The organism is Sulfitobacter sp. M13 (genome assembly GCF_053474885.1).
The window spans coordinates 2447960-2463003 of record NZ_CM130281.1; the positions used below are offsets into that span (position 1 = coordinate 2447960).

Sequence of the window (15044 nt, forward strand, 5' to 3'; positions counted from 1 at the left end):
CGTAACTCCTCGATCAGTTTGTATCGGAGCGGGCGCTTCCCGCTTCATCGACACAACACGGCAGCTAAGCTTTGGTTGCAGGATTTCCCAATCACGGGTTGGTGATCGGTAATATGTTGCTCAAATACACATTCCTTCGGCAGGGCACTGCCGCCGTAGCCCCTTATAAATAACACCACGCAGGCGGTTTCACCGCACCCTGACACAACACTCGAAAATAAATTTTCCTAAAGCTGGAACCATACCCACGCGCACTGTAGTCAAAATTCGGCAAAAATGCTGCAAAATGTGGCGGCTAGACCGCTATGTGCTAGGTAGCTGAGCAGCCCGGATGGCGGGATTTTCTACGACTCAGGGGCAAAACGACCATGATTGCATTTCTCACCACTCATATAGAGGTTGTTGGCGTTATCCTGCTGACGCTTGGTGTGGCCTTTATTCTCTTGCAACAACGCCGCAGCCCGCAATCAACGGCCGCGTGGATCCTGTTTTTGGTGGTCATGCCTTATGTTGCCGCTCCGCTGTTTCTGGCACTGGGATTCCGCAAACAAGGGAAACGCTACGAGCCCATCCATTTCACTCAAAAGGAAGATCCACAAACTCCGGTGCATGCGCTTGACCAGATGTTCCAGAACTTCGGCCTGCCCCCCGCGCTAGAGGCGCAGCGGTTCAACCTGCATGAAACACCACAGACTGCCTACACCGCAGCGATGGAGCTGATCACCAGCGCGACACAGACCATCGATGTGCTGTTCTATATCGTTTCGGATGACGATACCGGTAATCATGTCGTCAATGCGCTGACCGAGAAAGCCCGCAATGGTGTAAAGGTCCGCTTGTTGATGGACCGGCTGGGCACGTTGCGCGGCCCCTCCAAAGCAGTCAAAGCGCTGCGTAAGGCGGGTGGCGAGGTTCTGTTCTTTTCGCCGATCCTGCAGTTGCCCAGCAGTGGCCACCTGAACCTGCGCAATCACCGCAAGATGATCATCGCCGATCACGCGCGCGTTTTTTCGGGCGGGATGAATATTGGCGAACACTATATGTCTGACCATCCCCACGCGGATCACTGGGTTGATCTGGCCTTTACCCTGGAAGGTCAGTCGGTGCAGATGTTTTGCGATGTGTTCCGGTCCGACTGGGAAGTCGCCTGTGGCGAAGATGTAGACCATATTACTACGCCCGCCCCCACAACGGCGGGCAATGCCACGGTACAGCTCATCCCGTCGGGCCCTGATATCGTCGAAGACCCGCTGCACGACGGGATCATTCGTGCGCTGCATCTGGCGCAAACCCGTATCTGGATCGCCACCCCGTACTTTGTCCCGACAGAGCCGCTGGCCAATGCGCTGCGCATCGCCGCGTTGCGCGGGGTCGATGTACGTATTCTGGTGCCGCATAGATCCAACCAGCATATTGCCGACTTCGCGCGCGGCGGGTACTTGCGGGATGCCCATACAGCGGGTGCTAAAGTCAAATATTACGAACCCGCCATGATCCATGCCAAGGCTGCGCTGATTGATGATGTGGGGCTGGTAGGCACTGCAAACTTTGATGTGCGCAGTATGCTTTTGAACTTTGAGGCGATGTTATTCGTTTATGACGCAAACAGCGTGGCAATCCTGTCGGATTGGTTCAAGGCCCGAGAGGCAGAGTGCCACGAAAACATGCCAAGCCCGCACTTGCCCCGCCGCCTAGCCGAGGGCGTCTTTCGCATAGGAGCACCGATCTTGTGACCCAGACCACCCTTCGCATCGCCAGCTATAACATGCGCAAGGCCATGGGCACGGATCGCAAGCGCGACCCGGACCGCGTGATGCGGGTGATAGAGACGCTCAATGCAGACATTGTCGTGCTGCAAGAAGCCGACATGCGGCTTGGGCCCCGCCCCTCGGCGCTGCCGGTGGATCAGGTGACCGCGCAAACCGGGCTGATCGCCGTGCCTGTCCCCAGTGAAGTCAGCATCGGGTGGCATGGCAACGCCGTTCTATTAAGCCCCGACACAAAGCTGGTCGATGTCAAACACCTGAACCTGCCCGGGATGGAACCCCGCGGTGCGATGGTTGTCGATTTCGACCTCTACGATATCCCCATGCGCATCATCGCCACCCATCTGGGCCTTATGCGTAGATCGCGTCGCGCGCAGCTTTCAGCGTTGATCGCGCATCTGGATGAACAGTCTCAACGCCCGACGCTTATCGCGGGCGACATGAATGAGTGGTCGCTGAACGTCGGTCTTGGACGGCTGGCGCATCATTTTGAAATCTATGCTCCGGGCAAAAGCTATCACGCACGCCTGCCGCTGGCAGCACTGGACCGCATCGCGGTAGACGCCGCGCTGAACGTCACAGACGGCGGCGTATGCGAGACGGACGACGCCCGCCGCGCCTCGGATCACCTGCCGATCTGGCTTGATTTTACGCAGTCAGCGGGTTAGTAAATTCAGACACTTAACGCTGAAGCATAACATTATAAAACCCCCACATACTACTGATTTTATTCGGTTTAAATCCGAAGTTAAACTGAACTATCAAGTTCTATTATAGCGCCGCTCTCAACTGTAGCTCTTGCGCACGCGCGGCTTCGACAGCGGCGTGTTTTACCGGTCCGAAACCGCGTATATCCAACGGCAACGCCAGCAGCTTATGCACTACCTCACTGCGTGCATCATCAACCTTGGCCGGCAGCTCCTCCATCAAACCTTCGTACCAGCGGATCAGGGCAACCTCTTCGCGGCGCTCTTGCGTGTAGCCAAACACATCCAGCGTCGCACCACGCAGCGGGCTGAGCTTCGCAAGGCCGGACAGCACAGGGGTGAGCCATCCACCGAAAGCACACTTAACCGGGCGCCCGCGTGCATCCTTGCGCAAGGATACGATTGGCGGGGCCATGTGATAGTTGATCTTGAACCCCGGCTCGAACTCTTCCTCCAGCAGCGCGGCAAAGGCGGGGTCGCTGTGCAGACGCGCGACCTCGTATTCATCTTTGAACGCCATCAGCTTGTACAACGCCTTGGCGGCAACCTGCGTCAGATCTTCGGCGTGAGCGCCCGGAAGTGCGCTGCGGAATTGAGCTAAGCGATCAAGATAGCGCTGCGCATATCCGTCGTCTTGATACGCACGCAGCCGTTCAGCCCGGTCTGCGATAATCGCGGGGCTGTCCGCTGTCGGCTTTGTCTTTTGCGGCAAGGCAAGCGCATCGGGCGTTGCCGCCATAATGCGACCCAGATCAAAGGCGCGGTGGTTTTTGTTTATAGCCACGCCGTTCAATACAATCGCCTGTCGCAATGCCGCGTGGGATACCGGCACCAGCCCTTTTTGCCACGCGAAGCCCAGCATCATCATATTTGCAAAAACCGTATCGCCTAAAAACCGTTCGGCCATGGCGTTGGCGTCAAAACCAACAAGGTTCTCGCGCCCCACTGTAGCGCGGATAACCTCCTCACGCAGATCGGTGTGCAGCTGCGCATCGCGGTGCAGCACCAGATCACCCGTCGGCATTTCCGCAAGGTTCAGCACAACCTTGGTGTCGGCCCCATAATATACCGAGGCCTGCGCGGCTGAAGACACGACGCTATCGCATCCAATCACGGCATCCGCCGCCCCGTGGTCAATACGCACCTGATGGATCGCATCGGGTGACGTCCCGATCCTGATAAAGCTCAGCACGGTCCCGAATTTCTGCGCAAAGCCGGTGAAATCCAGCACGCTTGACCCCTTGCCTTCCAGATGCGCCGCCATCGTGATCAACGCGCCCACGGTAATGACCCCCGTGCCGCCAACCCCTGTGACCAACAGGTCAAATGGCGTCTGCAACTTTGGCAATACGGGCGGGGTTATGTCGGACAGAAGCGCGTCGATATCCACCTCGGCACCGGTTTTCTTGCGCCGAACAGCGCCTTCAAGGGTCACAAAGCTCGGGCAGAAACCGTTCAGACAGGAAAAATCCTTGTTGCAGCTCGACAGGTTGATCTTGCGCTTGCGGCCCAGTTCAGTCTCCAGCGGCTCGATGCTCAGGCAGTTGCTTTCGAGCGAGCAATCGCAGCAGCCTTCGCAGACAGCCGGGTTGATGAAGGCAAAGCGTTTTGGGTCCTCCATCTGGCCGCGTTTGCGGCGGCGGCGTTTTTCGGTGGCACAGGTTTGCTCGTAGATCAGCACCGATACGCCTTTGACCTCGCGCAGGTCGCGCTGGACGATATCCATGTCTTCGCGCGAATGGAAGCTGGTGCCTTGCGGGAAATCAGCACGGTCGAATTTGTCGATGACATCCGACACCAGCGCGATCCGCGCCACCCCTTCGGCACGACACGTTTGGGCGATACCGGCCACGCTGATCGGCCCGTCCACGGGTTGCCCGCCCGTCATCGCAACCGCATCGTTATAAAGGATTTTATACGTTATATTCGTCTGTGCCGCGACCGCCTGACGAATGGCAAGCGAGCCCGAGTGGTACCACGTGCCCTCGCCCAGGTTCTGGAATAAATGCTTGCCACCGTTAAACTTGGACGCCACCACATGCGGCACGCCCTCGCCGCCCATTTGCGCATAACCGCCGGTTTCGCGGTCCATCCACCCCGCCATGACGTGACAGCCAATGCCCGATGCAGCCTGCGAGCCCTCGGGCAGTTTTGTCGATGTATTATGCGGACAACCCGAACAGAAATACGGCGTGCGCTTGGCCCCTGGCACGTTCAACAAAACAGGCGGCTTTTCAGTCAGCGCACGCGCCTTTTGCAGCAGATTTTCATCCGGAAAGAACGCATCAAGCCGTTCGGCCACGACCGGCACCAATGCCAGCGGGCTTAGCTCTCCGGTCCAAGGCAGCAGCGGATCGCCCGCCGCGCGGTGTTTACCGACCATGCGACCGGGCTTGTGCCCCGGCCAATCGTAAAAATATTCCTTAAGCTGGCTTTCGATGATGCCGCGTTTTTCCTCGATCACCAGCACCTCTTTGGTGTCGGACACAAATGCCAGCGCATCCCGTCGCGCCAAGGGCCAGACCATCCCGACCTTGTAAATATCGATCCCCAAGCGCCGACACGCCGCCTCGTCCAACCCCAACAGACGCAGCGCTTCCATCAGGTCCAGATGGCCCTTGCCGGTGGTGACGATGCCAAAGATCGCGTCTTCCAGATCATAGATGCGCTTGTCGATCGGGTTGGCTTCGACAAAGGCTTCGACGGCACGCAGCTTATGTTCCAGACGTGTCTCGATCTCAGGGCTCGGCATATCAGAGCGGCGTACATGCAGACCGCCGGGCGGTGGAGTGAACTGCGGAAGAGTGAACGCGCGGTCAGGGCGCAGGATCACCGATTGCCCGCTTTCCACCGTTTCAGAGATCGCCTTGAAACCGACCCATGTGCCCGAAAACCGGCTAAGCGCCAGCCCGTACGCGCCAAACTCAAGGAATTCGCCCACGTTTGCAGGGTTTAGCGTGGGCATCATCCACGTCATGAACGCCACATCGGACTGATGCGGCATCGACGACGACACGCACCCGTGGTCGTCCCCCGCAACAACCAGAACGCCGCCCTTGGGCGACGACCCATAGGCGTTGCCGTGGCGCAGGGCATCGCCTGACCGGTCAACGCCCGGTCCCTTGCCATACCACATGGAGAACACGCCCTCGACTTCGCAATGAGGGTCGAGCACCGCCTGCTGCGCGCCCAAGACGGCTGTCGCCCCGAGGTCTTCGTTCACAGCGGGCATAAAGGTGATATTATTGACCGTCGTCACATCCCGCGCGCGCCAAAGCTCTAGATCGACGGCCCCAAGCGGCGAGCCGCGATATCCCGAGATAAACCCCGCAGTGCTCAGTCCCTGCGCCGTATCGCGCCGCGCCTGATCCAGCATAATCCGTACCAGCGCTTGCGTGCCGGTCAGAAACACTGTTCCTTCGGTCCGCGTATAGCGGTCCGACAGGGCGTAGGGGTAAAAGTCGTGGGTCTCTTTGGTCATAATGGCGATCCTTGGCTGTCATGACAATCAAACCACATTTCCGTGAAATATCTGTCCCCACTTGCACCCGATTGCGGAATGATCGAAAATTCTATTCGCATATGACAAGGAAGATGAAATGTCTGACCAGATGAACTTTGACGACCGCGACCGTCGGTTGCTTGATCTCTTGCAGCGCGATTGCCGTATCTCGAATGCCGAATTGGCCGACAAGGCAGGCATGTCCGCTTCTGCCTGCTGGCGACGGGTCAAGGCCTTTGAAGACGCGGGCGTCATCGAGCGGTATCGCGCGGACGTATCCCCGACCAAGGCAGGCAATAGTTTTCAGGCCTTGGTACAAGTGCAATTGGCCCGCCATAATCAGGAGAAACTGGCCGAGTTCATCAACGCAATTGCGCATCGCGCCGAGGTGCTGGAATGTTATGCCACGACCGGGCAAGCCGACTACCAGATGCGCGTCCTATGTCGCGACATCGCCGCCTACAATCGGTTTCTAGAAGATTTTCTGTTTCGTCTGCCGGCGGTCGAAAGCGCCCAGACCAACGTCGTGCTGCGCGAAATCAAGCGTAACACCAGCATCCCGATGTGAGCGGATATCGCGGATGGGAACGCCGATATCTCGCTCAGTTGCATCCTCGCTTGAGCGCTGCCGACGCGAGGTCCCGATGCAACCAAAGAGATATCAACCCTGAGCTGAATAAGGGCGCAGTTTGATCCGTCAAAAACCTCCTATGGACACATATGCCATTAGGGTTATTCGCTATGGGAAACGTAATATGTTCTCATCAGGAATTGAAATACAAAACGAGGGGAATATCAAAATGAAATAGATTTTATATCTACGCCGAACAGCACGCTGTTCTCATCATAAAACGCGACGTTCGAGTTATTCCAGGAATAACCGAAACTCACGGCGACATTCTTGTGAACCTGACTTTTTATATTTACTGCGTACTGATTGTCTTCTCTCGGTTCTCCGAAGTGCGAACCTCCCCCGAAATTCCCATATGAAATAGACAGTGTTGTCTTTCGTTTTAATACGGGACGTGTGATCGACGCAGTCGCCCCCCATCGTGATGTGTGTTTTCCCGCGATTTCCTCGCCCCAACTTACACCCGTATAGATTGCACCCACATCGGGCATGGCGCTCAGCAAACCAACGTTGATATAACTTTTCGGATAGTCATCCCGGAACGATCTTTTGAACGCCCATTTTGCTTCGTGGTGCCCCCAGCCAGTCGCGAAGGCCTGCGATCCGCCAAGCGACGCGTACACTTCTTCGACGCTGGCGTTCTTCTTTTCGGCAACGCGCACGCCCGCGCAACTGTCGATCCAGGTATAAGACGCGACATGGCTGCCAAGGCACGCCGACGCCCCAACAGCGTGCTTCGATAGGCTATGTTCGGGGGCATATTCGTACGAGCCGTAGGCAGAAAACTTGAGAACATGCGCCGGTGCAACGCTGTACAACAGCGTACCTGTCGCCCTCGCGCCCACGGTCATCCCCGCCTTGGCCTGATCTTCCTCATCGGTGCGGAAGGTAAATTTTCCGATATTGAATTCGTCGCCTGGCAGTCCGTTGTTGATGTTGGAATCGTAGCCGATCAACGGCTTGAGCCCCACGTAAGACAGCAGCTCCTGTGGCCCCTTTCCGGGGCGGTGCATCAGACCATCATACCGCATAAGCCGCTTCAGGTAAGTCTCGTGTCCCGGCGGTTTGGCCTTGAGCACGCTAAAAAAGCTCAGTCGCTGAGATCCCGATATCATCGCGGATTTCCACACTGGCAGAGGATCTGCCAAGGGCGCGGTCGCCAAGCCGCACAGCAGAATAGCGGTGCCCGCTTTGAATAGGTTCAACAAATTAATTCTCAAAATTTTTAGGAGGTTAAGGGGCGACATATGCCGCCCCCAAATTTTACTGAAGTTCCGGAGAGTATTATTTCTCTTCGACAATCCAGCCGCCGCCGACAAAGGAGCCATCGCTCTCGCCGTTGCTGAGGGTCGCCTCAATTTCGCCTACAGCAGCTTCTGCGTTGTCGCCCACGAACGCGCCGGTTGTTGTCCCTACCAAGGTAAGAGTTTCATCAGGGCCGTCGCCGGTTGTTTCAATCGTTCCCGTAAGATCGGCCGTCAGATCACCGCCAGAGATGGAGCCGTTAGCCAGATCAATTTGACCGCTTACGGTCATGTCTTCCTCGTTCGTTTGCAGATTCGTCATCGAACCGGTGATGGAGGAGCTGTCGAAGTCCGCAGTCAGATTGAGTGCCGCAACAACGGCAGGATCTGCATCATTTTCCATGCGCTGCGCAAGGATTTCTTCGCTGTCGGCCACCCACAAACCGGCGACGCCGGTATATGTCGCCGAACCGGAACGCTGGGACATTTCCTCAGCGGTGGTGATGTTTTGGTACTCTTTCGTTTCCTCGTTGTAGTCGCCCACTACTTTTACGCGATCGATCACGGCGTCGGCTTTATTTCCCAGCTCTTCATAGTCAGCAATACCGTTGCTGCTGCCGCATGCACTCAGGGCGACTGCGATGACAGGGGTAGCCAAGGCGAGTTTGAATGTTGAGAATTTCATGAAATATTCACTTTCTATACTTACGTTTATACACGTCCAAATTGAACATCTTCTATTTTCCCCAGAGACTTCAGACGCACAACCCACGGTTCACAAACATTTGAACGAACGTATGTATTTGTTGCAGAATTGACACTCGTTTAAAGTGTACTGTGCTAATTCATAAATTGAGGGCACCGAGAAATACGGCACCCTCAGTTGGTAATGAAATAGATTTTTAGCATCCATACTGTAGCGTCATTGCAATAAATCCGACGCGGAAAACTCAAAATCGAGAAATATAAGTTTCACAAAACAAATGTCATCCATCTATACGCCCCATCGGATAGAAAGGGTAATCGATTCGATAACAATATACCTTGTCAAATATCTCTTTTTTAAACTCTCACGCAGGGCTGACCTGCGATCGATGAAAAGGTGTTACGATACCTTTTTCGACTCGTCTACCCCTGAGGGTATTATTTATCGCAAAAGTAGAATTACCGACGGATACCTCGGCGCGGGGGGTTAAAATTTGGCTCAGCGCGCAACCGTTCGGGCAATCATACAGACCTAGGCGCGTCAGCTCGAATAACGTCCTCCCGTATTTGTGGCATCCGACGGGATATTGTCACTTTTGCCAGTTCCGCGGCTTTTGGTTTGGTGGCAAGGTGATAACAGCAACGTCAGATGGAGATGATCTCATGACACTCGACCCCGATCTTCTTGCCGCAGTCGACACCTATTTCGAAGCGATCCATGACTGTGATATCCAAAAGCTGAACGCCGTCTTCCACCCGCAGTCCAGCTTGTTTGATGCCGACAACGGATCGATCTTTGTAGAGCCTATAGACAGCTTTAGTCGCGACGTTGCGGGGCGTCTGTCACCGGCGTCCAAAGGCCAACCGCGTGAGGCCGAGGTATTGATGATCGACCACCTGTCGCCGATCAGTGCAACGGTCAAAATCCGTATTCGCGCGCATCAAAACATCTTTGTCGACCATCTTGGCTTTGTGAGGGGTGAGAATGGGTGGCAGATCGTTTCCAAGATCTGGCACCTCGAAGATACGCTGGGCGCGGCAGACGCGGATGACGAAAGCGCCTAAACCTCGATCAATCCCGCTTTGGCCAAGCGATGGGTCAACGCCCCCCATCCCTCGTCCCTAGTCCCTCGTCCCCCGCGACAGGTCTTTCAACCCTGCGGATAGACAACGCCCATACGCCAGTCAGAACCCTGAAACTTGATGGCGCAGAGTTTCCTCTGTGCTCCGGTTTGGTTTCGGGGTATCGAACGGTCCTATGAATGACACAGCTCCCCCATGCCCCGAATGCGCCTCGATCTACGTCTATCAGGTCGATGCCTTGTTGAATTGCCCAGAGTGTGGACACGAATGGGGCGCTCAAGACCCCTCCGACACCGCGCCGGCCACCCGCGATAGCGTCGGGAATGTGCTAGAGGATGGTGACACCGTCACCGTGATTAAGGACCTGAAGATCAAAGGGTCTTCGTCCGTGGTTAAAGTCGGAACCAAGGTGCGCGGCATTCGGTTGGTCGACGGCGATCACGACATCGACTGCAAGGTTCCTGGAGTCGGCCAAATGGGCCTGAAATCCCAGTTCGTAAAGAAAGTGTTTGGATAGACGGCCCAAAAGGCTGGATTTTCCATCGCAAGGGCGAAGCTATCACGTGGCGGTCGCTGCTGCGTACGACGCACCACACCGGGCTACAGACCACCTGAATGCCGGGCGGGGCAAAGCCCTTGGTCGCTTACACCGACAGTGCAGCCAAGCGGCTGATACAGATCACACCGAAGCGCATGGCCGGCAAACAGGATTTTCACTCGCTCATCACGCCAACATCCGAACGAAACGCTGCAATTCATAGCGTCGTCGCATGGTTCTTGGCGCAGGCAGAAAAACGAGCCTAGCCTAGCTGCAGATCAGAACTTTGCGGAGGTTCTAATTCATGGCGCATGGCCCTAGGCTCAGACACAGCGTCAATCATGTGGGCCTTTGGCGGGTTTCTGCCACAAGTCGCCAAAGCTTCCAGCGCTGGACGCGTTGACAGATCGCTTTGTGTAAGGCACTGATTTGCCCATGCGTTGTCTTAAATCCATATCAAACCTCTTTCGCCTCGTTCTAGGCGCGGTATTGGTATGCGGCTTTTTGTTGCTGCCCCCCTCGTCGGCGCACGCGAACAGCGGGATGCACGAGGGTGCACATGCGACGCATCACACTGGGGCTGATTCTGAGATGGCCTTGCATCACGCGCAGCAAGCTGCGGTCGCTCAGCCTGCGCCCGACAACACACCTGACAGCTTTGAAGGTGACGCCTGCTGCGGCGGCATATGTATGACTGCTGCGCTTTGCGCATCGCAGCACGCTGAAGTGACAGCCGTTCAATCCGCCTGTTTCGCGCTCAGCTACCGGTCCATGGCCTCGGCCGACGCAACCAGCCAGCTGCGCCCCCCTCGAGCCTGACCTGATCGCCGCTGCATAGCGGCATTTGCGCCTGCGATACATTTGCGTCCGCGGGCAAGATCACCTAAATTTCAGGTCAAATATCCATGAAAACAGTATTGATTGCAGGGGCGATGTCCCTGACCCTTGGGGCTTGCGCAACCACGCTTCCGCCCTTTCCCGATGTCACGACTGCCTATGTGCAACAGCCCACCCCCCTGCCCGAAGTCGCCGCGATGACGGCTGCTGACAGCAGCGCGCGTGGCAGCGCCACAACCGCCACTGAACAGCCCTTTGCAGGCTACCGCCGACGTGGCGTGGTGGAACCGCTCGACTGGCGACGGCTGAACGCGGAACAGGCACCGATGCAGGGGATGAACCACTGATGCGTTGGACATTGAAAACAGCCGCTGTCATCACGCCGCTCGTTCTTGGCGCCTGCACAGCCTCGACCTTGCCCGTCAGCTATTCCGCACGCGATGCGGGCTTTGCCGCCGTCGAGACGCGCACCTCCAAAGCGATTGGCAAGCGCACCGTTTGGGCGCAGTCGCAGTCCGAAACGGTGGCCACTTCGAAACAAGTCCGCGCCATGGTGCAGGGCAAGACAATTAACGCCGAAACCGCCGTGCAAGTCGCTTTGCTGAATAACAAGGGGCTACAGGCGTCTTACGCGCAGATCGGTCTGTCGGCAGCAGAAGCATGGCAACAGTCCACGCCTGAAAACCCTGTCGTCTCGGTTGGTCTTTTGGGCATCGGCGCGCCTGAGGTGGGGCTGTACCGCGCCCTTGAAAGCATGATCGCGGTCAACCTGCTGGATGCTCGCACTCGCAAACAGCGCATCGCCGCTGCCGAAGTTCAGTTCCAACAGGCGCAGATGCAAGCCGTCAATGACACGCTGGCACTGGCAAACGAGACCCGCGAAGCTTGGGTCAACGCCGTCGCGGCGTTCGAGACGGTGAGCTATCTGAAACGCGCCGCCATCACCACCGATGCGGCCGCAGAACTGGCGCAACAGCTTGGCAAAACCGGTGCTCTTAACAAGGCGGCACAAGCGCGCGAGCAGGCCTTTAACGCCGAGATGGCCGGTCAGGTGGCGCGGGCGCGGCTTGATGCGGAATTGGCTAAGGAACAGCTGACCCGTTTGATGGGGCTCTGGGGGCAAGACGTGGCGTATTACGTGCCCGATGCCCTACCCCGCGTGCCCAACACAGTGAATGGTCACCGCGGGATCGAACGGCTGGCGCTTGCCAATCGGGTTGATCTGGAAGTGGCGCGGCTGGGGCTCGCGGCCACAGCCAAGGGTTATGGGCTGACCGATGCAACCCGCACCCTGACCGACCTTGAAGTGATCGCCGGCGCAGAGATTGAACGCGAGGTAGAAGACGGCGAGATCGAGACCAGCATCACCCCGCAGGTCGAGTTCGAATTCGTCATCCCGATCTTCGATAGCGGCAAGGCGCGGATGCGCAAGGCAGAGCTGAGCTACCTTCAGGCTGCGAATGTGCTGGCTGAACAAGCGGTGAATGTGCGGTCCGAGGCACGCGCAGCAGCCACGGCCTATCGCTCAAGCCACCAGATTGCGCGGCACTATTCGGACGTGGTGATGCCCCTGCGGCGCACAATCAACGAAGAGGCGCTGCTGAGCAATAACGGCATGATCACCAGCACCTTCGACCTGCTCAATGACGCGCGCGAGAAGCTGTCGAGCGAGTTGGAAGCGGCTAACGCCAAACGCGACTTCTGGCTGGCCTCGGCTGGTCTGACCGCCGCGATCTATGGCGGTGGCAGCGGCGGCGGTGGTGCAGGCGCAGAGACGCAAATCGCCGCCGGTGGCGGTGCAGGACATTGAGACAGGAAAACAATCACATGATGAACAGACGTCAACTGCTAGGGGCCGGCGCGGCTGGGGCCACGCTTGTTTCCTCCAAAGCATGGGGCCAGACCATGAACATGGGCCTGCCCGAAGCCGCGGTGATGGACAGTGCCCTCACCCAGACCCCCACCCGCCCCACCAGCGGGCCGGACTACAATCCGGTCGTAACGCTCAATGGGTGGACTTTGCCGCACCGGATGAACAACGGGGTTAAGGAATTCCACCTTGTTGCAGAACCGGTCGAGCGCGAATTGGCCGACGGGATGGTTGCGCGTCTTTGGGGGTACAATGGCCAATCCACCGGCCCAACCATCGAAGCCGTCGAAGGCGACCGCGTCCGCATCTATGTGACCAACCGCCTGCCCGAGCACACAACGGTACACTGGCACGGGCTGATCTTGCCCTCGGGCATGGACGGTGTCGGCGGGCTCAGCCACCCCGGTATTCCGCCGGGCAAGACCTTTGTCTATGAGTTCGATCTGACCAAATCCGGCACCTTCATGTATCACCCCCATGGGGATGAGATGGTGCAGATGGCGATGGGCATGATGGGCATGTTCGTGGTCCACCCCAAAGACCCGGACTTCATGCGGGTTGATCGGGATTTCCTGATCATGCTGAATGCTTTCGACATTGATCCGGGCACCTACATTCCGCGCATCATGACCATGGCAGATTTCAACTTGTGGACTTGGAACAGCCGGATTTTCCCTGACATTGACCCGCTGGTGGTCAACCAAGGGGATAAGGTGCGCGTGCGCGTCGGCAACCTGACGATGACAAACCACCCGATCCACATGCACGGCTATGACTTCAAGGTCACCTGCACCGATGGCGGCTGGGTGCCGGAATCGGCGCAATGGCCCGAGGTGTCGATCGACATCCCCGTGGGTGCCATGCGCGCCTACGAGTTCACCGCAGACCATCTGGGCGATTGGGCGATCCACTGCCACAAGTCGCACCATACCATGAATGCGATGGGTCATGACGTGCCGACGCTGATCGGCACCAACAGTTCGAACATGACGCGCCAAGTCCGCCGCGTGCAGCCGGAATTTATGCCCATGGGCACGGCCGGCATGGCGGATATGGGCGAAATGTCGATGCCGCTGCCCGACAATACCGTGCCGATGATGGCCGGCTGGGGGCCGCATGGCCCGCTGGAGATGGGCGGCATGTTTTCGGTCGTGAAGGTGCGCCAGGGCATCGACGCGGACGATTACGAAGATCCCGGTTGGTACGAAAACCCACCGGGCACCGAGGCGTATGAATGGACCGGAGAGCTGCCGGACTTTGCGCAGAACCACAGTCCTAAAACACAAATCACGCCCAAACCTACCTCCAAGGGCTGAAGGGCCCTTGGAACACTATGAAAAACCACAATCACCAAAACTTACAGGAAAAACCATGAACAAACTTCTTATCTCGACCGCCCTGACACTGCTCCTTTCGGCCCCTGCTTTTGCTGCTGGCAGCCATGACGGCGGCCACGGCAATGATGGCCACGGCGACATGCATAAAGAAATGGCGATCGGCATGCCCGGAAAGGCAGACGCCGTCGACCGCACGATCGAAGTCACCATGCGCGAGACCGACGACGGCGAGATGATCTTTGAACCGTCCGAGTTCGACATCAAAAAAGGTGAAACCATCCGCTTTGACGTCACCAACAAAGGCGAGATCGAGCATGAATTCGTGATCGACACGATGGACGGCAATTCCGAGCACAAAGAAGCCATGGCCAAGATGGATATGGAGCATGACGACCCGAATTCTGTGCGTCTGGATCCCGGCATGAATGGCGAAGTTATCTGGACCTTCAGCAATGACGGCAGCTTTGAGTTCGCCTGCCTGATCCCCGGCCACTATGAATCCGGCATGCACGGTCCGATTACTGTGGCGCAGTCAGACGAGGCCCCAGCGGCACCTGCTGTCTTCTCCACGGGCAAGATCAAAAAAGTCGACGCCAAAGGCAAAAAGGTCACCATCATCCACGGGCCGCTTGAAAACCTCGACATGCCGTCCATGACCATGGTGTTCAAAGCTGATGAGGCGCTGATCGCCAAGATGAAAGAAGGTCAGGACATCGCATTCGTCGCTGACCGCGTCAAAGGCAAGCTCACCGTCACACAGATGAAGTAAACCCAGCTTCGGGGCCGGTCACATTGGTCGGCCCCGAAAGCACTCTTTTTCCTAG

Annotated in this window: 13 protein-coding genes; 10 read left to right on the top strand and 3 right to left on the bottom strand. The window is 57.2% G+C overall.

Features of this window, described 5'->3' with window-relative positions:
• Window positions 1–368 precede the first annotated feature (368 nt).
• Window positions 369–1733, top strand: coding sequence for a phospholipase D-like domain-containing protein (locus ACVBAU_RS11815; protein WP_448326522.1), 1365 nt, complete (start codon window positions 369–371; stop codon window positions 1731–1733).
• Window positions 1730–2434, top strand: coding sequence for an endonuclease/exonuclease/phosphatase family protein (locus tag ACVBAU_RS11820; RefSeq protein WP_448326524.1), 705 nt, complete (start codon window positions 1730–1732; stop codon window positions 2432–2434). The genes ACVBAU_RS11815 and ACVBAU_RS11820 overlap by 4 nt, the downstream gene beginning before the upstream one ends.
• A gap of 103 nt (window positions 2435–2537) precedes the next feature.
• Here the strand turns inward: ACVBAU_RS11820 and ACVBAU_RS11825 are convergent, their stop codons facing one another.
• On the bottom strand, window positions 2538–5954 hold the full coding sequence (locus ACVBAU_RS11825; protein WP_448326526.1) for an indolepyruvate ferredoxin oxidoreductase family protein: 3417 nt from the start codon (window positions 5952–5954) through the stop codon (window positions 2538–2540).
• 118 nt (window positions 5955–6072) lie between these two features.
• Between ACVBAU_RS11825 and ACVBAU_RS11830 the strand changes: the two genes are divergently transcribed.
• A complete protein-coding gene (locus tag ACVBAU_RS11830) occupies window positions 6073–6543 on the top strand; it encodes an Lrp/AsnC family transcriptional regulator (RefSeq protein WP_138923144.1) in 471 nt (156 codons plus the stop codon).
• Window positions 6544–6770: 227 nt separating this feature from the next.
• Here the strand turns inward: ACVBAU_RS11830 and ACVBAU_RS11835 are convergent, their stop codons facing one another.
• Both ACVBAU_RS11835 and ACVBAU_RS11840 read right to left on the bottom strand, forming a co-directional pair.
• Window positions 6771–7853, bottom strand: coding sequence for a hypothetical protein (locus tag ACVBAU_RS11835; protein WP_448326528.1), 1083 nt, complete (start codon window positions 7851–7853; stop codon window positions 6771–6773).
• A gap of 37 nt (window positions 7854–7890) precedes the next feature.
• Window positions 7891–8535 carry a transferrin-binding protein-like solute binding protein gene (locus ACVBAU_RS11840; RefSeq protein ID WP_448326530.1) on the bottom strand — a complete coding sequence of 215 codons (645 nt, stop codon included), beginning with the start codon at window positions 8533–8535 and terminating at the stop codon, window positions 7891–7893.
• A 683-nt stretch (window positions 8536–9218) separates the two neighbouring features.
• On the opposite strand from ACVBAU_RS11840, the gene ACVBAU_RS11845 reads away from it, so the two are divergent.
• From ACVBAU_RS11845 to ACVBAU_RS11875, 7 genes are all read left to right on the top strand, one after another.
• Window positions 9219–9620, top strand: coding sequence for a nuclear transport factor 2 family protein (locus tag ACVBAU_RS11845; protein ID WP_448326532.1), 402 nt, complete (start codon window positions 9219–9221; stop codon window positions 9618–9620).
• A gap of 193 nt (window positions 9621–9813) precedes the next feature.
• Window positions 9814–10155: a zinc ribbon domain-containing protein YjdM gene (locus ACVBAU_RS11850; RefSeq protein ID WP_138923140.1), complete on the top strand. Its 342-nt coding sequence runs from the start codon at window positions 9814–9816 to the stop codon at window positions 10153–10155.
• A gap of 612 nt (window positions 10156–10767) precedes the next feature.
• On the top strand, window positions 10768–10995 hold the full coding sequence (locus tag ACVBAU_RS11855) for a hypothetical protein (protein ID WP_448326534.1): 228 nt from the start codon (window positions 10768–10770) through the stop codon (window positions 10993–10995).
• A gap of 86 nt (window positions 10996–11081) precedes the next feature.
• Window positions 11082–11360 (top strand): hypothetical protein, encoded by a 279-nt coding sequence (locus ACVBAU_RS11860; RefSeq protein WP_138923138.1) that lies wholly within the window; start codon window positions 11082–11084, stop codon window positions 11358–11360.
• On the top strand, window positions 11360–12823 hold the full coding sequence (locus ACVBAU_RS11865) for a TolC family protein (RefSeq protein ID WP_138923137.1): 1464 nt from the start codon (window positions 11360–11362) through the stop codon (window positions 12821–12823). The genes ACVBAU_RS11860 and ACVBAU_RS11865 overlap by 1 nt, the downstream gene beginning before the upstream one ends.
• A gap of 17 nt (window positions 12824–12840) precedes the next feature.
• Window positions 12841–14199, top strand: a complete 1359-nt coding sequence (locus ACVBAU_RS11870; RefSeq protein ID WP_138923136.1) for a multicopper oxidase family protein — start codon at window positions 12841–12843, stop codon at window positions 14197–14199.
• 55 nt (window positions 14200–14254) lie between these two features.
• Window positions 14255–14989 (top strand): copper-binding protein, encoded by a 735-nt coding sequence (locus tag ACVBAU_RS11875; protein WP_138923135.1) that lies wholly within the window; start codon window positions 14255–14257, stop codon window positions 14987–14989.
• The last annotated feature ends 55 nt before the right edge of the window (window positions 14990–15044 follow it).

Coding starts and splice junctions, on each gene's coding strand:
- ACVBAU_RS11815 (WP_448326522.1), top strand. CDS start 369: ATGATTGCATTTCTCACCACTCATATAGAGGTTGTTGGCGTTATCCTG.
- ACVBAU_RS11825 (WP_448326526.1), bottom strand. CDS start 5,954: ATGACCAAAGAGACCCACGACTTTTACCCCTACGCCCTGTCGGACCGC.
- ACVBAU_RS11830 (WP_138923144.1), top strand. CDS start 6,073: ATGTCTGACCAGATGAACTTTGACGACCGCGACCGTCGGTTGCTTGAT.
- ACVBAU_RS11835 (WP_448326528.1), bottom strand. CDS start 7,853: ATGTCGCCCCTTAACCTCCTAAAAATTTTGAGAATTAATTTGTTGAAC.
- ACVBAU_RS11840 (WP_448326530.1), bottom strand. CDS start 8,535: ATGAAATTCTCAACATTCAAACTCGCCTTGGCTACCCCTGTCATCGCA.
- ACVBAU_RS11845 (WP_448326532.1), top strand. CDS start 9,219: ATGACACTCGACCCCGATCTTCTTGCCGCAGTCGACACCTATTTCGAA.
- ACVBAU_RS11850 (WP_138923140.1), top strand. CDS start 9,814: ATGAATGACACAGCTCCCCCATGCCCCGAATGCGCCTCGATCTACGTC.
- ACVBAU_RS11855 (WP_448326534.1), top strand. CDS start 10,768: ATGGCCTTGCATCACGCGCAGCAAGCTGCGGTCGCTCAGCCTGCGCCC.
- ACVBAU_RS11860 (WP_138923138.1), top strand. CDS start 11,082: ATGAAAACAGTATTGATTGCAGGGGCGATGTCCCTGACCCTTGGGGCT.
- ACVBAU_RS11865 (WP_138923137.1), top strand. CDS start 11,360: ATGCGTTGGACATTGAAAACAGCCGCTGTCATCACGCCGCTCGTTCTT.
- ACVBAU_RS11870 (WP_138923136.1), top strand. CDS start 12,841: ATGATGAACAGACGTCAACTGCTAGGGGCCGGCGCGGCTGGGGCCACG.
- ACVBAU_RS11875 (WP_138923135.1), top strand. CDS start 14,255: ATGAACAAACTTCTTATCTCGACCGCCCTGACACTGCTCCTTTCGGCC.